The sequence below is a fragment of the Streptomyces flavalbus genome (genome assembly GCF_042674625.1).
GTDB classification, from domain to species: domain Bacteria; phylum Actinomycetota; class Actinomycetes; order Streptomycetales; family Streptomycetaceae; genus Streptomyces; species Streptomyces flavalbus.
Genome location: NZ_JBHTEB010000001.1, coordinates 287,624 through 308,261, shown reverse-complemented (window position 1 = coordinate 308,261; position 20,638 = coordinate 287,624). Strand labels below are relative to the sequence as shown.

Here is a 20,638-nt window from a genome sequence, read left to right as displayed (position 1 = left end):
CCGAAAACGAAAGTCGCGCGCTGGCGGCCGTCACCCCGCTGGCCGCCCCAGTCCCGCGACGAGGAGGCCGACGAGGCGGCGGGCGTCGTAGTCGGGGTCGTTCTCCGCGCCGACGCAGAGGTTGCCGACGCCGCGCATGAGTTCGTAGGCGCGCAGACCGGGGCGGATCTCGCCGGAGGCCGTCGCCGCGTCCAGGAGCTGGGTGCAGACGGGGACCAGGCGGTCGAGGAAGTAGGCGTGCAGGGCGTCGAAGCCCGTGCTGTCGGACTGGAGTACGGCGGCCAGGCCGTGCTTGGTGACCAGGAAGTCGACGAACTGGTCGATCCACCGGCCCAGCGCGGCGTACGGCGTCGCGCTGGACGCCAGCAGCTCCGGACCGGCCTCGGCGCAGGCGTCCACCTGGTGCCGGTAGACGGCGATGATCAGGTCCGCCCGGGTCGGGAAGTGGCGGTAGATCGTGCCGAGCCCGACGCCCGCCTCGGCCGCGATCGCGCGCACCGGCGCGTCCACGCCCGAGGTGACGAAGACCGCCGCCGCCGCGTCGAGCAGCGCCTTCTTGTTGCGCTGGGCGTCCTTCCGGGTGGACCGGGCCGCGCGCCCCGCGTCCTCGTCGCGCTCGCTCACCGCGTTCGTGCCTCCATCCGTGCGCCGATCCCCCTTGCCAAAGTGGAACGCTGTTCCGTATCGTTCCGGAACGTGGTTCCGGTTGCCCATCATGCCAGAGCGGCGGGTCCGGCGACCAATCCCACCCGTTCCATGACCCTCCGAGGAGTTCCGTCATGCAGTACCGCACCCTGGGGCGCACCGGCGTCCAGGTCAGCGCCCTCGCGCTCGGCGCGATGAACTTCGGCCAGATCGGCCGCACCACCCAGGACGAGGCCACCGCCATCGTCGACGCCGCCCTGGAGAGCGGCGTGAACCTCATCGACACCGCCGACTGGTACGGCCACGGCGAGTCCGAGGAGATGGTCGGCAAGGCCATCGCGGGCCGCCGCGACGACATCGTGCTGGCCACGAAGGCCACCATGCCGATGGGCGAGCGCAACCGCCAGGGCGGCTCGCGCCGCTGGATCGTCACCGCGCTGGACGACAGCCTGCGCCGCCTCGGCGTCGACCACGTCGACCTCTACCAGATGCACCGCTGGGACCCGACCACCAGCGACGAGGAGACCCTCTCCGCCCTCACCGACCTCCAGCGCGCGGGCAAGATCCGCTACTTCGGCTCCTCCACCTTCCCCGCCTACCGCATCGTGCAGGCCCAGTGGGCCGCCCGCGAGCACCACCTGAGCCGGTACGTCACCGAACAGCCCAGCTACTCCATCCTCCAGCGCGGCATCGAGGCCCACGTCCTGCCCGTGACCCAGGAGTACGGGCTCGGCGTGCTGGCCTGGAGCCCGCTGGCGTCGGGCTGGCTGTCCGGCGCGGTGCGCAGGGGCCGGGACATCACCACCCACCGCTCGGGCCTCCTGCCCGAACGCTTCGACACCTCCCTGCCCGCCAACCAGGCCCGGCTCGACGCGGTCGAGCGGCTCGCCGGGGTCGCGGACGCGGCGGGGCTGACGATGATCCAGCTCGCGCTCGGCTTCGTCACCGCGCACCCCGGCGTCACCAGCGCCCTCATCGGCCCCCGCACCCCGGACCACCTGCGGACGCAGCTCGCCGCCGCGGACACCGTGCTCCCCGCCGACGTGCTCGACGCGATCGACGAGATCGTGGCCCCCGGCACCGACCTTGCCGCGCACGAGAAGTTCGACACCCCGCCCGCCCTGCTCGACCCGGCGCTGCGCCGCCGCTGACGCCGGGTCAGGAGCCGGTGAGGACGACGAGCCGCTGGGTCGCCCGGGTCATCGCCACATAGCGGTCCACCGCACCCTCGACACCCGCCCCGAACCCCTCCGGGTCGACGAGGACGACGAGGTCGAACTCCAGCCCCTTCGACAGCTCCGGCGTCAGCGACCGGACCCGGGCCGTCGGCCGGAACGCGGGGTCCCCGATGACGCAGGCGACACCGTCGGCGTGCGCGGCGAGCCAGTCGTCGAGGACCGGCCCCAGGTCGGAGACGACGCCGTGCGTGACGGGGACGCCGCTGGCGCGCACGGAGACCGGCACGTTGGCGTCCGGGAGCGCGGCCCGGATCACCGGCTCGGCCTCGGCCATGATCTCCTTCGGGGTGCGGTAGTTGAGGGTCAGGGAGGCCACCGTGACCCGGTCGAGCCCGATCCGCTCCAGCCGCTCCCGCCAGGACTCGGTGAACCCGTGCCGGGCCTGGGCGCGGTCCCCGACGATGGTGAAGCTCCGGGACGGGCAGCGCAGCAGCAGCATCTGCCACTCCGCGTCGGTCAGCTCCTGCGCCTCGTCCACCACGATGTGCGCGAACGGACCCGCGAGCCGGTCCACGCCGGTGCCCGGCAGCGCCGTCTCGTCGATCAGGGTGTCCTGGAGGTCCCGGCCGCGCAGCATCGTCACCGCGCCCTCCCCGTCGTCGTCGGCGGCGAGCACGGTGTCGATGACGTCCGCCATCCTGGCCCGCTCGGCCGCCACGGCGGCGTCGCGCCCGCGCCTGCGCGCCGCCGCTCGTGGGTCACCGAGCCGCTGCCGGGCCGCGTCCAGCAGCGGCAGGTCGGACACCGTCCACGCCTGGGGCGCGTCCCGGCGCTGGAGCGCGCGCACCTGCTCGGGGGTGAGCCAGGGCGCGCACAGCCTGAGGTACGCGGGCACCGACCACAGGTCCCCGACCACGTCGGCCGGGTCCAGCATCGGCCAGGCGCGGTGCAGGGCGTCGACCAGCTCCCGGTCGTTGCGCACCGACCTGTCGAACAGCTCCGGCGGGACGTCCTCGCCGCGGTGCTTGTCGCGCAGGATGGAGACCAGTTCCGCCCAGACCAGCTCGCGCGCCTCGTTGTGCGGGGTGCCGGGGCCCGGCGCCCGGAACGCCTCCGCCCAGTCGTCGGCGCTGAGCCAGACGTCGGACCAGTCCGTCGTCACCGTCATGCCCTCGGCGGGCGGCTCCTCGTAGAACCTGACGGCGGTCTCGACGGCCCGCACCATGTCCACCGACGACTTCAGCCGCGCCACCTCCGGGTCGGCCTCGGGCACCGCGTCCTCCCCCTCGGCGACGAGGTCCCGCAGGACGCACGTCCGCACGCCCTCCTCGCCCAGGCTGGGCAGCACGTCGGCGACGTAGTCCAGGTACGGCCGGTGCGGGCCGACGAACAGCACACCGCCCCGGCGCTGCCCGAGCCGCGGGTCGGAGTACAGCAGGTACGCCGAGCGGTGCAGGGCGACGACGGTCTTGCCGGTGCCGGGCCCGCCGTCGACGACGAGGGCGCCGCGCGACCCGGCGCGGATGACGGCGTCCTGGTCGGCCTGGATCGTGGCCAGCACGTCCCGCATCCGCGCCGAACGGCTGCCGCCCAGGCTGGCGACGAACGCCGACTGATCGTCCAGCGCGGCGTGCCCGCGCAGGCCCTCGGCGGTGAACACCTCGTCCCAGTAGTCGCTGACCAGGCCGCCGCTCCAGCGGTACCTGCGGCGGCTGACCAGGCCCATCGGGTTGGCGTGCGTGGCCGCGAAGAACGGCTCGGCGGCGGGGGAGCGCCAGTCGACGAGGAGCCTGCGCCCCTCGCTGTCGGTGAGACCGAGCCGCCCGACGTAGACGGGCTCGGGGTCGTCCGCGGTGACGACGCGGCCGAGGCACAGGTCGAGGCCGAAGCGGCGCAGCGTGCGCAGCCGCGCGGTCAGCCGGTGGATCTCCACGTCCCGCTCCAGCGCCTCCCGGCCGACGCCACCGGGCGCCCGGCGCCGCTCGGCGAGCTGGTCGGACAGCTCGGCGACGGACTGCTCCAGGCTCCGCGCCACGGCCGCGAAGTGCCGCTCGTCCTGGGCGATCAGCGCGGGGTCGGCCTTGGCGGCGAGCCGGTCGGGCAGGTCGAAGGCGCTGACGGTCAGGGGGTTCACGATGATGGGGGCTCCGATCTGAGACCACGAAGAGGGGCGGGTTTCCCGCTCAGGTCGGTGATTGTGCGGCACCGACGGGGCCTTGCCGCAAGGCCCCCCGTGCGCTATAAGTTGAGAGTGGCAAGGAGTCCGGGTACTCCTTGCCTTCGTTCATTCCGGGCCGTTTCCGCCCTCCGCCGCCGCCGCGTCGAAGCGCACGCGGAACATCTTCGGCCAGTTCTTCCCGGTCAGCCAGAACTCCTCCCCGCCGGGCAGGGCCGCGATCCCGTTGAGCACCCCGGCCCCGGCACGCTCCCCGGGCTCCAGCAGCCCCGAGGCGTCGATGTCGCCGGTCACCCGTCCGCTGTCCGCGTCGACACGGACGATCCGCTGCCGCTCGAAGACGTTGGCGTACACGCTGTCGCCCACGCACTCCAACTCGTTCAGTGACCGCACCGGACCCCCGCCCGGCATGATGACGCGCACCCGTCCCGTCACCGCCAGGGACTCCGGGTCCCGGTACGTCAGCCACGCGGAACCGTCACTGGTCACCACCCGCCCGCGTCCCGCCTGGTAGCAGATCCCCCAGCCCTCGCCGGGGTAGCGGACCCGCCGGATCTCCCGCAGGGTCCGCGCGTCACGCTCGACGGCGACCCCGTTGCGCCAGGTGAGCTGCCACACCCCGCGCCCCACGACGGTCAGCCCCTCGCCGAAGAACCCCGGGGGCAGACGCACCCGTACCGCCGGGTCCTTCCCCGGCGCGCCGACCGTGACCGTCGACTTCCCGAACCTCCCGGTGCTCTCGTACAACCGGCCCCCGCGCACCTCAAGCCCCTGCGTGTACGCCCCCGGGTCATGCGGCAGCACCTCCAGCACCCGCGCCCGCAGCCGTACGGCACCACCGGAGCCGTCCGGCTCCCGGCCGCCCACGGCGAGGGCGGCGGCCACGAGGACGCCGGACACCACGGCGACGACGGCGGAACCGCGGAGGACAGGGGCGCGCATGGCGCCCACCGTGACAGCGCGGCCCCGTCCTGTCATGTGCGACGCGCGGGCCCGCCCTCGTACCGCGGGCGACCGGTGGTGCGGTACGTCCCCATCGTCAGCCCCTTGGCCGTGGACCGCAGGTCGGTCAGCTCCAGTCCGTAGTCCGGTCCCTCGCCGGGGAAGAGCCGGGTGCCCTGGCCGACGACCACGGGGTAGGTGATCAGCACCAACCCGTCGACCAGCCGGTGCCCGAGCAGCCAGCGGACCAGGGTGCCGCTGCCCCACACCTGCAGCTCACCGCCCGGCTCGGCCCGCAGCCGCTCGACGCCGCCCGCGACATCGCCGGACAGGACGGTCGTGCGCGCCCAGCGCGGATCGGTGAGCGTGGTCGAGACGACGTACTTGGGCCGGGTGTTCAGCGTCTCCCCGACGGGGTTCCCGGGGTCCGTGCCCGCACCCCAGGAGCCCGCGAAGATCTCGTAGGTCCGCCGACCGAGCAGGAACGCGTCGGCGCGCTGGAAGGCGGCGGTGATGAACCCGGAGGCTTCGTCGTCGAGCAGCGGCGGCGCCCACCCGAAGCGCTCGAAGCCCCCGTCGCCCTCCTCGCCCGCGATGTGCCGGTGGCCCTGGATCACTCCGTCGACGGAGACGTTCGCGACGATCGTCAGTCTCATGGTCAGATCCTCCGCGACCCCGCCGTCCGGCGCAGCCGTTCCGCGTCCTCGCTCCACCGTGGGGGCGCCCCGGGCGGTCATCCCGCCGTCGCCGGGGGGATGTTGAAGTTGCGGTCGAAGACCTCGTCGGGGTCCCACTGCGCCTTCAGGGTGCGCAGCCGGGTCAGGACCGGCTCCGGGAAGGCGTCGAGCAGCCGGGCGGGGTCGGTGTCCGTCTCGAAGCTGAGGTACATGCCGTTCAGGTGCGGGTACAGCCGGGCCCAGTGGGCGTTCATCCGGGTCACCCACTCCGGGGCGGTCGCGGCGAGCACCGAGAAGTGCTGGGTGCGGTGCGACCAGGCCATGGCGTCGGCGGGCACGTCGTGCACCGCGCCGCCCAGCGAACGGAACTGCATGATCAGCACGTCACCCGACTTCATCGTCTCCTCGACGATCTCGGCGGCCTCCCGCGTGAGGTGCTCCAGCAGCCCGCTGCGGGTGTCCTCAAGGCCCGCGCCCTGGTGCGTGTGCCCGGTCGGCGCGACGACCGCGTGGTACGGGACGAGCCGCGCCTGCTGGTCCAGGACGGGCCCGGCGTTCAGGAACGGGGTGAAGGCCCGCTGTGCGCCCTCCACGTCGTCACCGGCGTACACCAGCGTGACCCGGGCGGTGACCGGTCCGCCGCGCCGGGCGGGGAACAGGGACATGAAGCTGGTGAGTTCCCGCGGGGCGGCCTCCACCAGGCGCCCCCACTCCACCAGGAAGTCCGCCGTGTCGGTGGCGTCCACGACCAGCGTGGCGTAGGCGACGTCCTCCACGTCGTACGCCTGGAGTTCGAAGGCCGTCACGACGCCGAAGTTGCCGCCCGCGCCGCGGACCGCCCAGAACAGGTCGGGATGGTGCTCGGCGTCCACGCGCAGCACCCGGCCGTCGGCGACGACCATCTCCACCGCCGTGACATGGTCGATCGTCAGGCCGTACTTGCGGACCAGCAGGCCGACGCCACCGGCCGTGGCCAGGCCGCCCACCCCGACGTCGCCGTAGTCGCCCGAACTCATCGCCAGCCCGTAGGGCGCCAGCGCGCGGGCGACCTCGCCCCAGCGCGCGCCGGGCTCGATCCGGACGCGGCCGGACGCCCGGTCGAGCACCTCCACGGCGTTCATCCTCGACAGGTCGATGACGACACCGCCGTCGTTGGTCGACCGGCCGCTGACGCCGTGGCCGCCGCTGCGCACCGCGACGTCGGCGCGCTGCTCGCGGGCGTAGGCGAGCGCGGCCACGACGTCGTCGGTGTTCTCGGCGCGGATGACCAGCGCGGGGGAGCCGGTGCGGGTGTAGGTGTGCCGTACGCCGTCGTAGGCCCGGTCGCCCGGTTCGACGGCCTTGCTGGCGAGGGACGCGGGGAGGGCGTCGTAGTCGAGGGTGTCGTGCCGTCTGGCGAGCACGGTGGCCGGGCGGGCGGGCGCGGTGCTCGTCCCGGCCGTCGCCCGCTCGCGTGCCACCGCCTCGCGCAGGGCGGGGGCGACCTCCTCGCCGAAGGTGCGGATCAGCCTCGGGTCGTCGCGGCCGATGAAGAAGCCGGAGAAGCCCTCCTCCAGGACGAACGGGAGCAGGTCCTCCACCCACTGCTCCGGGGGTCCTTGGAGAAGGCCCCGGCGGGTGGCGGAGAAGTCCACGGTGAAGAGGTTGAGCAGCCGCCGGATCTCGCGCGGATCACGTCCCGCCGCTGTCGCCGCCTCGTCGATGATCTTGTTCGCCTCGGTCATGCCGGGCGTCTGGATGTACTCCAGCGTCGGCAGCCAGGCGTCGGCCTTGCGCCCGGTCAGCCGGAGCATCCGCGGCTTGTAGGCGCCGAGCCAGATCCCGATGTCGTGCGCCGGGCGCGGGCCGCGCCGCATCGACGGGACCTTGTGGTACGTGCCGTCGAAGCGCAGCGGGCCGGGCTGGTCGACGTCCCAGACGCCGCGCAGGAGGTCGATCGCCTCGTCCAGGGCGCCGATGCCCTGTCCGGTCGTCAGGTCCCGGCCGCCCATGCCGCGTACGGCGTCCAGGAAGGCGCCCGCGCCGAGGCCGAGTTCGAACCGGCCCCCGGAGAGCAGGTCGAGGCTGGCCGCCTGCCGGGCCAGCACCGCCGGGGGACGCAGGGGCAGGTTGGTCACGTTCGCCGCGACGCGGACGCGCTCGGTGCGCGCGGCGACCCAGGCCAGCAGGGTGTAGGTGTCCAGGAAGTCGGCCTGGTAGGGGTGGTCCTGGAAGGTGACGGCGTCGAGCTGGGCCGCCTCCGTGAGTTCCGCCAGTGCCACGACCCGCTGGGGGTCGTGCGCGGCGGGGGTGAGGAAGGTGCCGAGCAGGAGTTCGTGACCGTAGTCGGGCATCGAGGTTCCTTGATCGCGGATTGCTTTGCTGAGCCATTCATCTGCTCAGCAGATGGTTGTTCTTGCAACACGTCTGCTTCGCGGGCTATTCCGGGATACCCGGCAGGGCGCTGGCCTGCGTAAACGGGGTTTCCGGCCGGGTGTCGTAGGGTGGCCCGCGTGACCTCGAAACGTGCGGACGGCGCGCCGGGCGGGCCAGCGGCCAGGCCCCCGCTGATGGACGACGTCTTCGGCTACGCGATCGGTGTGCTCTTCCGCGCCTACGCGCGCGCGGTCGAGGCGGCCGTCGCGGACCTGCCCGGCGGGCCGCGCGGCTACTTCATCCTGACGGCCGCGGTCCGCGGTGAGGCGGGCAGCCAGCGGTCCCTCGCCGACGGCATGGGCATCGACCGCACCGTCATGACGTACCTCCTCGACGACCTGGAGGCGGCCGGTCTCGTCGAGCGCAAGCCGGACCCCGCCGACCGCAGGAGTCGGCACGTCCTCGCCACCCCCCGCGGCACGGAACTCTGGGGCGAACTGAGCGCCCGGGTCGAGCGGGTCGAGGGGGAGTTCCTCGCCGCCGTGCCGGAGAAGTCGCGGAAGGTGTTCGTCGACGTGCTGTTCACGGTGGCGCGGGAAGCGGACGCCGTGGAGCGCGAACTGACCGGACGGCCGGAGACGGGCGGGACCGGCACCGGCCCCGGCACCGGCACCGGCCCAGGCACCGGTACCGTGCGGCCCGCCCGCGGAGCGCGTCGCGGGCGGGGGCGGCCTCGCGTCTGAGCCGGGGTGCCCCCGCGTCTGAGCTGGGATGGCCTCGCGCCTGAGCCGGGGCGCCCCCGCGTCTGAGCCCGGACGGCGGCCCAGCGGTCCCAGTTGGCGCACCCGCCCCACACGGGGCGCCGTGCGTTCAGCGCCGCTTCTCCCCACGCTTGCCACCGACACTCACGATCCTCGCTGACGGGGGACAGGCCCCCACCACGGGAGATCGCATGAGCAACCCCAACAACCCACATTCGTCAACGCCCGGCCGCCGCAGACTCCTTCAGGCCGCGGTCACCGTCCCCGCCGTCGGCGCCGCCGTCTCCGCGCTCGGTGCCGGTACGGCGGTCAGCGCCGCGCCCCTCGCCGGGACCGCCGCCCCAGGCGGGCGTTTCGACGCCGAGTCGCCGCGCTTCGCCCTGGCGGTGCTGCCCGACACGCAGTACCTCTTCGACGCCGACAGCGCCGACCCGGAGCCGCTGCGGGCGACGTTCCGCTACCTCGTCGCCGAGCGGCGGGAGGCCAACATCGCCTTCATGACGCACCTGGGCGACGTCACGGAACACGGCACCGAGGACGAGATAGAACTCGCCGCCGACACCTTCCGCACCCTGCACGGCAAGGTCCCCTACAGCGTCCTCGCGGGCAACCATGACATCTCCTCCGGCACCGACGACCAGCGCGGCGACACCGCCTACCTGCGGGCGTTCGGGCCCCGGCGGTTCAGCGGGATGCCGACCTTCGGCGGGGCCTCGCCGGACGGCTACAACAGCTACCACGTGCTGACGGCGGCGGGCCGCGACTGGCTCGTCCTCGCGCTCGACTGGCGGGCCTCGGACAAGGGCCTGGCCTGGGCGCAGGACGTCCTCGACCGCCACCCCACCCTCCCCGCCGTTCTCACCACCCATGACCTCGCCTGGGCCGACGACGACGGCGAGGCCCACCTGTCCGGCAACGGACAGCGGCTGTGGGACCGGCTCATCCGTGGCAACGACCAGATCTTCCTCGCGCTCGGCGGACACTACTGGCCGCCCGGCCGGACCGTGCTCACCAACGACGCGGGCCACGACGTCCACGTCCACATCACCAACTACCAGGACCGCTACTACGGCGGCGCCGGAATGATCCGCCTCTACGCCTTCGACCTCGCCCGCGACACGATCGACGTGCAGACCTTCGCCCCCTGGTTCCTCGCCCGGGACCCCGCCAGGCGGACCCCGCTGGAGGAGGAGACCATCGAACTCACCGGTCCCACTGACCGCTTCAGCCTCGCCGTCCCCTTCGCCGAACGGTTCCAGGGCTTCGCCCCCGTCACCGCGCCCAGGCCGCGCCCCGCGCACCGGGTGATGCCGCGCGGCACCGTCGCCTACTGGCGCTTCGACGCCGACGGCCTGTCCGGCGCCGGACGTCCCGGTGCCGCCGTGTCGCCGGGGACGGTCGCCCGCGACCTGTCGGGCAACGGCAACGACCTCACCGTACGGCTGCTGCACAGCAGTGCCGCGGACGTGCTGACCTGGTCCGGCGACCACCACACCGACCAGCCCGCCCACGCCAGCCTGCGCTTCGACGGCGGCAAGCAGCCCGACCGGGGCGCGGTGCTCACCACGAAGGCCGACGCACCCCTGAACAGCCTCAAGTTCCGCCGCGGCTTCACCATCGAGACGTTCGTCAAGCTGCCCGACCCCTACGAGGGCGACCACGCCTGGATGGGCATCCTCAGTTGGGAGGGCCGCAACGGCGACGCCGGGAAGACCACCGGCTGGTCGCCGGACGAGCCCACGTGCAGCCTCAACGTCACCCCGGAGCGGTTCCTCCAGTTCGTCCTCTACCCGGACGTACAGGACGCCGACCCCACCTCGTGGAGCCACGCGCTGCCGGTGGGCCGGTGGACCCACATCGCCGTCGTCAACGACGGCCGCCGCACGGTGATGTACGTGGACGGCTCGAAGATCGCCCGCAACCCGTCCCAGCCCGCCACCGGCATCGAGACCCTCGGCAAGCCGTTCGTCATCGGCGGCACCCAGTTCGCCGAGCGGTTCGGGCAGGGCTTCTACGGCTGGATCGGCGACACCCGCCTCGTCGACCGGGCGCTGAGCCCGAAGGAGTTCATGCTCCTCGCCGACTAGGGGAGGATCACGAACAGCGCGCAAGAGCAGCACTTCTGACGGCAGATCAGCAACCCGACCCCGAAAGGCACCGCATCCCCGATGTGGACACCACTCGCCCCGCCCAGACCCTCCCGCCCCTCCGGCCCCTCGTACAGACACCGCCGCGTCACCGCGCTCGCCCTCGCCCTCAGCGCCCTGGCCGTCGCCCCGGCCCCCGCGCAGGCGGCCGAGACGGTCTCCCGGATCAGCGCGTTCGACGCCGTGGACCCGTTCATCGGCACCCAGCTCGACACCACCCAGAACAAGGGCAACAGCGCCTACGGCAACACCTGGCCCGGCGCCACCGTCCCGTTCGGCATGGTGCAGTCCAGCCCCACCACCTACCGCTTCGGCGACGGTGACCAGAAGGGCGGCTACGAGTACACCGCCGACCGCATCCGCGGCTTCGGCATGACCCGGCTGTCCGGCACCGGCTGCGAGGGCCGCTTCAGCGGCTTCGACTTCCCCGTGCTGCCCTACACCGGCGACCTGCCCGACGGTGCCCTGCCCACCAGCCCGGCCAGCGGCATCACCGACTACTACCTCGGCTTCGACCACGCCCGCGAGAAGGCGGAACCCGGGTACTACTCCGTCGGCCTCGACAACGATGTCAATGTGCGGCTGACCGCCACCACCCGCACCGCCGTGAGCAGCTACGACTTCCCCGACAAGGGCACCTCCACGCTGATCCTCGACACCGCCGGGTCCAACAACCGGGTCTTCGGCAGCGAGGTCACCGTCAAGGGCGACACCGTCGAGGGCTGGGTCGAGGCCGCGTCCGTCTGCGACGAGGGCGGACGCTACCGCGCCCACTTCTCCGCCACCTTCGACCAGCCCATCCGCGCCCACGGCACCTGGGAGGGCGGCACCGTCACACCCGGCGCGTCCACCGCCCGCGCGGGCCAGACCAGGCACGGCGCCGGTACCTACCTCGTCTTCGACCAGGGCGCCAAGGTGACCGCCACCGTCGGCCTGAGCTACGTCAGCACCGCCAACGCCGCCCGCAACGCCGCCCAGGAGGTCGGCCGACGCGACTTCGGCGCCGTACGCGCCGCCGCCGAGCGGACCTGGCGGGCGGCCCTGGACACCGTACGGACCAAGGGCGGCACCCGCGACGAGCGGACCACGTTCTACACGGCGCTCTACCACGCCCTGCTGCACCCGAACGTCTTCGACGACGTCAACGGCGAGTACCAGGGCTACGACGGCGCGGTGCACAAGGTCGCCAAGGGCCGCCACCACTACGTCACCTACGCCGGATGGGACTCCTACCGCAGCCAGGCGCAGTTGGTGGCGCTGCTGTTCCCGGGGGTCGGCAGCGACATCAACCAGTCCATCGTCGACATGGTCGGACAGACCGGGAAGTGGCCCAACTGGCCACACCTCAACCAGCCCCAGCAGAAGATGAGCGGCGACTCCCTGCAGTCCCTGCTGGCCTCCGTCGACGCCTTCGGCAGCACCGACTACGACCGGCGGGCCGCCCTCGCGTCGATGAAGGCCACCCAGACGCTCCCCGCCGACGGCACCCTGCGCCGCCACGCCTACCAGTACACGAGCGTCGGCTTCATCGAGAACCGCAAGGGCGACTCCGCCACCTCCAAGACGCTCGAGTACGCCATCGACGACTTCGGCATCGCGCAGCTCGCCCGGCGCCTCGGTGACAGCGCCGCCTACGACCGGTTCATGGGCCGCGCGCAGAACTGGCAGAACGTCTTCGACGCCGAGTCCCTGCACATCCGGCCCCGGGACCGCAACGGCTTCGACCGCGGCTTCGACCTCGGGGAGCGCGGCGACCAGTTCGAGCAGGCCACCGGCTACCAGTACGGCTGGATGGTCCCGCACAACATGGGCACGCTGATCGAGAAGCGCGGCGGCGTCAAGGCGGCCACGGCCGCGCTCGACGAACACCTCGCCGCCCTGGACGCCGGTGTCTACGGCACCCGCGGCGCCTACCTCAGCAACCAGCCCAGCTTCAGCGCCCCGTACGCCTACCACTGGCTGCGCCAGCCGCACCGCACCACGGAGGTGCTGCGCCGCGCCTCCGCCGAGCTGTACGGCACCGGCCCGAAGGGCCTGCCCGGCAACGACGACCTCGGCTCGCTCAGCGCCTGGTACGTCTGGGCCAACATGGGCCTCTACCCCGCCGTCTACGGCACCGCGAACCTCCTCGTCAGCGGCCCCGCGTTCGACGAGGTCGTGATCGACAGCGCGGGCAGCCACCGCAGGGTGGAGATCAAGGCGCCGGGCGCTTCGCGTAAGCCCTACATCACGGCCATGACGGTCAACGGCAAGCAGGTCACCCGCTCCTGGCTGCCCGAGGACTTCGCCCGCGAGGGCGGCAGGATCAAGCTCACGATGGCGTCGACCCCGGGCACCTGGGGCACCAGGTCCGCCGACGTGCCCCCGTCGTACACGGACGGCGGCGACGCCCGCAACAACACCGGCACCACCCCCAACGGCGCGGGCGACACGGGCTCGCTCGACCTGAGCGACAACTCCCTGTCCCGTGAGCGGCTCGCGGAGGCGGGCGCCGCACCGGGCGCGGAACTGCCGCTCGGTGACACCGGCGTCCGCTTCACCTGGCCCGACACCGCGCCGGGCGAGCCGGACAACTGGATACCGCACGGCCAGCGCGTCGACATGGGCGGCGCCCGCGCCACCGGCGTCTCCTTCCTCGGCCTGGCCACCAACGGCCCCGCATCCGGGACCGCGGTCGTCGAGTACACCGACGGCTCCACCCAGGACGTCGGCGTGTAGTTCACCGACTGGACCCCGGGCACGAACTACCAGTTCGGCAACCAGCCCCTGGTCACCACCACCGGACGCAACCGCGCCGCGGGCGGCTCCGACACCGTACAGACCAAGGTCTTCGGTACGGTGCCACGGCTGCTCGACCCCGCCAAGCGCGTCGCCGCGGTGATCCTGCCGCAGGGCACCGACCGCGGCGTCATGCACGTCTTCGACGTCGCGCTCACCACCAAGCGGGACCTGGACGTCCCCGGCACGACCCCCGAGCGGATCGTCCTCACCCCCACCGGCACCCCGCACCAGTCCCAGGCGGTGACCTGGCGCACCGGCGCCCCGGTCACGGCGGGCGAGGCACGCGTACGCCCCGTCGGCACCACCACCTGGCGCACCGTCACCGCGCGCGGCAACGAGGAGTTGGTCAGCGCCGGTGTCCCGACCCGCACCCACTCCGCCGTCCTCACCGGACTGCGCCCCGGCACGGCGTACGAGTACCAGGTCGGCACCGGCGACTGGTTCAGCCCCACCCACACCTTCACCACGGCCGAACGGCCCGGCGAGGACTTCACGTTCCTGTACTTCGGCGACGCGCAGAACGACCTGTCCGCGAAGTGGGCCCCCGTGGTCAGGCAGGCGTACGAGCGCTACCCGGACGCCGTGGGCAGCGTGAACGCCGGTGACCTCGTCAACTCCGGCGGCAACGACGGCGAATGGCGCGACTGGTTCGGCGCCATGGACGGCTACCGCCAGACCACCAACGTCATCGCCGCGCCCGGCAACCACGAGTACGCGGGCGACACGTTCCTCCGCACCTGGAGGTCCACCTTCGAGTTCCCGGCCAACGGCCCCCGCGCGACCGGCGGTGCCACGGCCGACACCCCCGCCGAACGCCAGCGCGCCGCTTACGAAGAGCACATGGCGAAGGCCCTGGCGGAGACCGCCTACTACACCGACTACCAGGGGGTGCGGTTCATCACCCTCAACGCCAGCACGGGCGACGCCCGTTCCCTGATGACCCCCGCCTACCTGCCCGCGTGCAGCCAGGACTGCCCCGACCCCGAGAAGCTGTGGCTCGGCCTCCAGGCCCGCTGGCTGGACGAGATCCTCGCCGACAACCCCAACAAGTGGGCCGTCGCCGTCTTCCACCAGCCGGTGTTCTCCGCCGCCGAGGGCCGCGACGAGAAGCCGGTCCGCGACGCCTGGCTGCCGGTCTTCCAGCGCAACGACATCGACCTGGTGCTGATGGGCCACGACCACGTCTACTCCCGCGGCTACGCCAACGAGAACGCCACCGCCACCCCCGGCGTGACCACGGGCCCGGTCTACACCGTCACCGTCTCCGGCCCCAAGTACTACGAACTCGCCCCCGAGTCCGACAGCGTCTGGCGGCGCAACGGCGCCACGGAGGTGGTCCGCGCCGGACACACCTCCACGTTCCAGGGCATCAAGGTCACCGACCACCAACTGCGCTACGAGGCCGTGGTCGCCGCGAAGTGGGACGACAGGTCGACCACCGACAAGGAGGTGGGCGAGGTCCTGGACGCCTTCACCATCACCAAGTACGACGACGGCACCAGGTACGTCACCGAGGACGGCGTCCCGGTGCCACCGCACGACCGCTGAACGCCCCGTAGGGCGCCCCGCTTTCCGGGCGCCCTACGCCCGGCGCCGGTCCGCCCTCACGCCGACGCACCCTCGACGACCTCGAAGCGGGCCTCCCCGACGGCGAGGACCCCGTCACTGAGGGGAGTGCACCGCACACCGCCACCGTCCCGCATCGCCCGGTGCGCGCCCGGCCCGACGGTGACGTCCATCCACGCGCACGGCCGCGCCGGACGGTTGACCCGGAACACCACCGGCCCCTGCCCGCAGTCCAGGGATACCGTCGCCCCCACGTAGGAGTCGATGTCCACGCCCTTGAGCAGGACGTTGCGGCGGGTGTGCCGCAGGTCGACGGACGGCGCGATGTCCACGGGCAGGTTCTCGGCGGACATGAGGGTCACCGCCGCGTTGCGGTGCGCGGGTCGGCCGTAGTACCGGTCCCCGACCAGCCCCAACCCCCGCCGCACCTCCACCCGCTGGACACGCTCGTCCTCCGGCCCCGCGGCGGGCCCGTCCGCGGGCCGCCCAGCGAGCCGGTGCGCGGGCGACACCAGTAGTTGCAGCACCTCGACGATCATGCGTTTCCCCGTACGGTCCGGTCGGTGGCCCGAGTCTGCCACGCCGACGCCGGATCAGGTCACCGGATGGAAGCGCCACCGGCCTTCAGTGATGACGTCCACCTCGCCGTCCCTGACCCGAACGGCCGTGTCGTCGTCGACGAAGTAGATCGGGAAGTCCGCCCGCGCGGCGATGCGGTCCGCCCAGGCGTCGTCCCGCTCGGGGAAGGACGGCGAGTACAGGTGGGGCTTGAGGTACCAGTCGAAGAGGCCGAACGGCGGCTTGAGGGTCGTGGCGCCGAGCACGTGCAGGTCCTTGGTGTCGCCGATGACGTCGGCGGAGGCTTCGGTGAGGTGACGGCTGAAGATCATGGACCCGGCGCTGACCCCCACGTAGACCCGGTCCCGCAGCGCCTCCAGGAAGCCGTCCGCCAGCCCGTTGCCGGTGATGCTGCGCGCGAGGTGGTACTGGTTGCCGCCCTCGACGTAGATGACGTCGGCGTGGAGCAGCCGGTCGAGGACCAGTCGCCGGGGCAGGCCGTTCAGCCCCAGGACGTCGAACTCCCGCCAGCCGAGCCCGTACAGCCGGTTCATGTCCTCGACGAACCACCCGTGGTCCCCGGGCTCGGCAACGGAGGCCGTGGGAACGTACACGACGTTCGCCGCGCCGAACGGCTTGCCCAGCATGTCCCGTAGCGCGTCCCGCAGGGTGTCGTTGCGCAGGCCGCTCGCCGTCAGCAGAAAGTTCATCGGGCGAGCCAAGCAGGGTTGACGGGCGCACGCAAACGAGCCCGGGCGAGCCGCCGCTGCCACGGGCCCAGCCGGGCCGCCGCTGTCAAGGACCGGCCGTCGCCCAACATCGGGACGTCCGTCCGCACGCCACCCCGCCTCCTCAGCAGTAGGGTGTGAGCGACTGAAACGATTCAATGCGGCGGTGCGGCGGTGCGGCGACAGGAGGCCGTACCGTCCCTCCCGCCAGGAAGGCCCCGCCATGCCCGTCCCTCCATCCGTCCCCGCCCTCCTCAAGGAGATGGGCGGGGCCGGTGCCCGCCTCGACACCCTGCACGCCTGCGAGGCGGGGGCCGGGAACATCTCCGTCGCCCTGCCGACCCCTGCCGACCTCGGCGAGACGTTCCCGCACACGCGGGCGTTCGATCTGCCCGCCGCCACCCCCGCGCTCGCCGGATGGACGGTCCTGGTCACCGGATCGGGCCAGCGGCTCCGCGACATCGCCGCCGCGCCGACCGCGGCCGTGGCCGCCGTGAGCATCGACACCGACGGTACGGCGCTGCTCCGGTACGCCGACGACCGGGCGTGGGCCCGGCCGACCAGCGAGTTCAACTCCCACCTCGCGGTCCACGACGACCACGTCGGCCGCCGCGGCCTGACCGGCCCGCACTGCGTGGTGCACGCCCAGCCGCCGTACCTGGTCGCCCTCAGCCACCACGGCCCCGCCGACTCGGCCAGGTTCTCCCGGCGGATCCTGCGCTGGGAACCGGAGACGGTGGTCCAGCTCCCCGAGGGCGTCGGCTTCCTGGACTTCATGGTCCCCGGCTCCCGGCAGCTCCAGGATGCCTCGGTCGCCGGGCTGCGGGAGGCCCGTATCGTCATCTGGGCCAAGCACGGCCTGCTGGCCCGCTCCGACGACGGCCCTCTCAAGGCCGTAGACCTCATCGAGTACGCCGAGACCGGCGCGATGTACGAGGCCCTCAACGCCCAGACCGGTTCCCCCGGCGAGGGCCTGTCCGACGACGAACTGCGCGCCGTCATCAAGGCGTTCGACGTCAGGACAACGCTGTACTGACCCCCTGACCCCCTGACACCTGCGGGCGCGGAGGAGCCGCTGGCCCCATGATCAGCCCCCGCACGCGGTTCGCTACGATCCCCGCACATGACCATACGGGGATGGCGACTGGGTGTCGTAGCGGTGCTGGCGGCACTCTGTGTCTCGGGCACGGGCCGACCGGCAATCATTCGTACGGCGTCCGACCTCGGCCCCCTCCCGGCCGACCGCTACGCCTACACACCGCGGGACTACCAGCGATCGCGGCAGGCGACGGCGCTGCTGGTCCGGCAGTGCATGGCGGAGCACGGCCACCCGGACTTCCCGCTCGACCCCCGCTACCCCAGTGATCCCGTCACCGCCGTCGCGGTCGGCACCGACTACGGCGTCCTGGACCTCGCCGCCGCCCGCCGCTGGGGTTACGGCTGGGACCCCGCGCAGTCCCCGGTCGCGCGGCCGAAGGGCCGCCGGATGACGAACGCCGAGTACGCGGACTTCCCGGACTGCGGCGCGGAGTCGAACCGGCGGCTGCTGCGCGGTATCGACGTCGAACGGGACTGGCTCTACGCAAGCAAACGGTCGATCGAGGTCGACGAGGCCGTCAAGCGGGACCCGCGCCTGCGTGCCGCGTGGGAGGTGTGGTCCCGCTGCATGGCGGAACAGGGCTTCACGCGCTATCCCGACCCCGTCGCCGCGTACACGGACCGCGCCTGGCGGCGGGGCAGCGACGGCAACACCCGGCACACGTCGCGGGAGCGGGCCACCGCCGCCGCGGACGTCACCTGCAAGCGCCGCCACCACACGGCCGAAGCCTGGCACGCCGTCCGGGCGCGGAAACAGGCCGCGGACATCTCCCGGCACCGCGACCGCTACGCCGCCGGACTCACGGCGCTGCACACGTACCGGGCCACCATCACCGAGGTGCTGCGCACCCTCGGCTGACGGGCACCGCACGCCCCGAAGGCGCGGTGCTCAGCGCCGGTACGCGGCCGTCGCGATCTCGACGAAGGACCGGATCAAGGGGTTGGTGTCCCCTTCGTTCCACACCGCCACCACGCGGCTCGGCGCCATGTCGGTCAGCGGCACCACGGCCAGCTCCGCGGGCAGGTCGTGGCCGAGCGGGGCGAGGCCGACCGTGCCGTTCCACAGCACGGCCTGCAGGCATTCCTGGACGGCGCGGACCACCGGCCCCTCGCGCGGCCCGCCGCCGTTCCAGTACGACTGCCAGAGGGGGTCGGTGCCTTCGGGGAACTGGAACCAGCGGCGGTCGCTCAGCTCGGCAAGCCGCAGCCGGTCGTGGCGGGCCAGCGGATCGTCGGCGCGCAGCACCACCCCGACCGGATCGGTCCGCAGCCCACGCACCGTCAGGGCGGTCTCGTCGAACGGCGCCCGGGTCAGGGCGACGTCGACCAGCCCGGCGCGCAGCCCGCACGTGGGGTCGGTCAGATCGGTGTCGCGGACGTGGATGTCGACGCCGGGGTGGCTCCGGCGGTAGGCGGCGGCCAGCCGGGACACTCCGGGGTCGGTGCCGTCGCCCAGGAGGCCGACGGTGAGGACGGCGGCGCTGGCCGCCGCACGCACGCGTACCCGGACGCGGTCGGCATGACCGAGCAGGGCCCGCGCCTCGTCGAGCAGGACGGCGCCCACCGGGGTGAGCGTGACGCCGAGAGGGGAGCGGACGAACAGCGAAGCCCCGACCTCGGACTCCAACCGCCTGATCGCCCGGCTCAACGGCGGCTGGCTCATGTGCAGTCGGGTGGCGGCCCGGCCGAAGTGGAGTTCCTCGGCGACCGCCACGAAGTAGCGCAAGGTCCGTAGCTCCACGCTGCAACGATACCCACGGGGTATCGGCGCCGCGGAACGGGTCTTGGACACGGCCAGGCCGTCGGCGGTGCACTGGTGCGCATGACCGAACAAGCACAGACCGGCCAGTCGCGGCCCGCCCCCGCCGTATCGGTGGTGGGTCCCGACGGCGGCGAGACGATCGTCCTGGGCACGACACGGATGCGCGTTCTGGAGGACGGCAGCCACACCGCCCACCGCCTCGCGATCGCCGAGTCCGTCCTCGCCCCGCACACCCAGGGACCACCGCAGCACCGCCACGGCCAGCACGACGAGGGCTTCTACGTCCTCTCCGGCACCGTACGCTTCACCGTCGGTGACGAGAGCTACGACGCCACCCCGGGCACGTTGGTGATGGTCCCGCCCGGCACCCCGCACACCTTCGCCAACCCGACCGACCAACCCGCCCGCCTACTCAGCACCTTCACCCCCGACCTGTACGTGCAGTACTTCCGCGACCTCCAGGACATACTCGCCACCGGCCAGCCCCTGACACCACAGGCCAACATCAAGACGATGAGCCACTACGCGACCGAGCCCGCCACCGACCCCACCTGAGGCCGCTGGGAGGGACGGCCCGGCCGGTGGCCCATGAACGGGAACCAGAACATTGCCTATTGGGTGCGTGGCCTGGCAGGCGATCTGGGCCGTGTTCGACCTCGTCCGGTGACTGTGGGCTTTCCCTCACTCCAGATAGAGGGCTGCCAGGCGGGGCAGTCGGCGAGTCATCTCGTCGTGGTCATTGAAATCGAAATTCCAGGTGGGATCCAGCTCCGGGTAGCGGATGGTGGGTGGGCTCGCGGGAGGCTCATCACCGGTAGCCGAGATGTGTGCGTTCCACGCGATGCCCAACATGTCCTCACCCTCCAGGTCGACGCCTCTGGCTGCCAAGGCTTGAACAACGGGCAGTGCTGCAAGGGCGTCGGGGTCCGCGACTACACGCTCGAAGACCTCACGGCCCTGGGCGATCAGCCAGCCGCGGAAGTAGTCGAAGCCGTCGTCAGAGCACCCACCGTTGGCGATGTAAGCCGCTGCCCACAGCGGATTGGTGTAGGAGTCAACCATCAGGTCCCACAGCGCCTGTTCAGCGGCGACGATCTCCTCGACCGGGCGGGACGCCAGCAGCGAGGTTGCCTCGCGAGCGACCGCCTCGCCTTCGGTGGGGTCGGTTGCTTGATTGCGGGCTGCCTCAATGAGTTCCCAAAACTGCTGCTTGTTCATGGAGCCAGAGCCTGCCACCTGGGACTGACATCGGACTGGTCGCGGG

15 protein-coding genes and 1 pseudogene are annotated in these 20,638 nt (G+C 72.6%); 7 read left to right on the top strand and 9 right to left on the bottom strand.

The window, feature by feature from the left end; all coding sequences use genetic code 11:
* Nucleotides 1–30: 30 nt before the first annotated feature.
* Nucleotides 31–624 (bottom strand): TetR/AcrR family transcriptional regulator, encoded by a 594-nt coding sequence (locus tag ACFQZ6_RS01340; protein WP_381604475.1) that lies wholly within the window; start codon nucleotides 622–624, stop codon nucleotides 31–33.
* Between the two features lie 155 nt (nucleotides 625–779).
* Here ACFQZ6_RS01340 and ACFQZ6_RS01335 point away from each other — a divergent pair, with 155 nt between their 5' ends.
* Complete coding sequence (locus tag ACFQZ6_RS01335; protein WP_381604474.1) at nucleotides 780–1,796, top strand: aldo/keto reductase; 1,017 nt, start codon at nucleotides 780–782, stop codon at nucleotides 1,794–1,796.
* A gap of 7 nt (nucleotides 1,797–1,803) precedes the next feature.
* Here the strand turns inward: ACFQZ6_RS01335 and helR are convergent, their stop codons facing one another.
* The 4 genes from helR to ACFQZ6_RS01315 form a co-directional block, all read right to left on the bottom strand.
* The gene (gene helR / locus ACFQZ6_RS01330; RefSeq protein ID WP_381604473.1) at nucleotides 1,804–3,957 is read right to left on the bottom strand and encodes an RNA polymerase recycling motor ATPase HelR; all 2,154 of its coding nucleotides are present in this window, start codon (nucleotides 3,955–3,957) and stop codon (nucleotides 1,804–1,806) included.
* Nucleotides 3,958–4,107: 150 nt separating this feature from the next.
* The gene (locus tag ACFQZ6_RS01325) at nucleotides 4,108–4,941 is read right to left on the bottom strand and encodes a glutaminyl-peptide cyclotransferase (RefSeq protein ID WP_381604472.1); all 834 of its coding nucleotides are present in this window, start codon (nucleotides 4,939–4,941) and stop codon (nucleotides 4,108–4,110) included.
* A 32-nt stretch (nucleotides 4,942–4,973) separates the two neighbouring features.
* Complete coding sequence (locus tag ACFQZ6_RS01320; RefSeq protein WP_381604471.1) at nucleotides 4,974–5,597, bottom strand: dihydrofolate reductase family protein; 624 nt, start codon at nucleotides 5,595–5,597, stop codon at nucleotides 4,974–4,976.
* Nucleotides 5,598–5,674: 77 nt separating this feature from the next.
* Nucleotides 5,675–7,951, bottom strand: a complete 2,277-nt coding sequence (locus ACFQZ6_RS01315; protein WP_381604470.1) for an LLM class flavin-dependent oxidoreductase — start codon at nucleotides 7,949–7,951, stop codon at nucleotides 5,675–5,677.
* Between the two features lie 159 nt (nucleotides 7,952–8,110).
* Here ACFQZ6_RS01315 and ACFQZ6_RS01310 point away from each other — a divergent pair, with 159 nt between their 5' ends.
* The 3 genes and pseudogenes from ACFQZ6_RS01310 (at nucleotide 8,111) to ACFQZ6_RS01300 (ending at nucleotide 15,210) form a co-directional block, all read left to right on the top strand.
* Nucleotides 8,111–8,716, top strand: coding sequence for a MarR family winged helix-turn-helix transcriptional regulator (locus ACFQZ6_RS01310; protein ID WP_381604469.1), 606 nt, complete (start codon nucleotides 8,111–8,113; stop codon nucleotides 8,714–8,716).
* Nucleotides 8,717–8,925: 209 nt separating this feature from the next.
* On the top strand, nucleotides 8,926–10,821 hold the full coding sequence (locus tag ACFQZ6_RS01305) for a LamG-like jellyroll fold domain-containing protein (RefSeq protein WP_381604468.1): 1,896 nt from the start codon (nucleotides 8,926–8,928) through the stop codon (nucleotides 10,819–10,821).
* Nucleotides 10,822–10,902: 81 nt separating this feature from the next.
* Nucleotides 10,903–15,210, top strand: a pseudogene (locus ACFQZ6_RS01300) (GH92 family glycosyl hydrolase).
* A gap of 56 nt (nucleotides 15,211–15,266) precedes the next feature.
* On the opposite strand, the gene ACFQZ6_RS01295 reads toward ACFQZ6_RS01300, so the two are convergent.
* Nucleotides 15,267–15,767: a molybdenum cofactor biosysynthesis protein gene (locus ACFQZ6_RS01295; RefSeq protein WP_381604467.1), complete on the bottom strand. Its 501-nt coding sequence runs from the start codon at nucleotides 15,765–15,767 to the stop codon at nucleotides 15,267–15,269.
* Between the two features lie 54 nt (nucleotides 15,768–15,821).
* On the bottom strand, nucleotides 15,822–16,496 hold the full coding sequence (locus tag ACFQZ6_RS01290) for a Type 1 glutamine amidotransferase-like domain-containing protein (RefSeq protein ID WP_381604466.1): 675 nt from the start codon (nucleotides 16,494–16,496) through the stop codon (nucleotides 15,822–15,824).
* 241 nt (nucleotides 16,497–16,737) lie between these two features.
* Between ACFQZ6_RS01290 and ACFQZ6_RS01285 the strand changes: the two genes are divergently transcribed.
* Both ACFQZ6_RS01285 and ACFQZ6_RS01280 read left to right on the top strand, forming a co-directional pair.
* Nucleotides 16,738–17,550, top strand: coding sequence for a class II aldolase/adducin family protein (locus ACFQZ6_RS01285; RefSeq protein ID WP_381604465.1), 813 nt, complete (start codon nucleotides 16,738–16,740; stop codon nucleotides 17,548–17,550).
* Nucleotides 17,551–17,637: 87 nt separating this feature from the next.
* Nucleotides 17,638–18,471, top strand: coding sequence for a hypothetical protein (locus ACFQZ6_RS01280; protein WP_381604464.1), 834 nt, complete (start codon nucleotides 17,638–17,640; stop codon nucleotides 18,469–18,471).
* A gap of 30 nt (nucleotides 18,472–18,501) precedes the next feature.
* Here ACFQZ6_RS01280 and ACFQZ6_RS01275 read toward each other — a convergent pair whose 3' ends face one another.
* A complete protein-coding gene (locus ACFQZ6_RS01275) occupies nucleotides 18,502–19,353 on the bottom strand; it encodes a LysR family transcriptional regulator (RefSeq protein WP_381604463.1) in 852 nt (283 codons plus the stop codon).
* An 81-nt stretch (nucleotides 19,354–19,434) separates the two neighbouring features.
* Here ACFQZ6_RS01275 and ACFQZ6_RS01270 point away from each other — a divergent pair, with 81 nt between their 5' ends.
* Nucleotides 19,435–19,929, top strand: coding sequence for a cupin domain-containing protein (locus ACFQZ6_RS01270; RefSeq protein WP_381604462.1), 495 nt, complete (start codon nucleotides 19,435–19,437; stop codon nucleotides 19,927–19,929).
* A gap of 126 nt (nucleotides 19,930–20,055) precedes the next feature.
* Here ACFQZ6_RS01270 and ACFQZ6_RS01265 read toward each other — a convergent pair whose 3' ends face one another.
* Entirely contained in the window at nucleotides 20,056–20,592 is a 537-nt protein-coding gene (locus ACFQZ6_RS01265) for a DUF4240 domain-containing protein (protein ID WP_381604461.1), read from the bottom strand.
* Nucleotides 20,593–20,638: the final 46 nt, after the last annotated feature.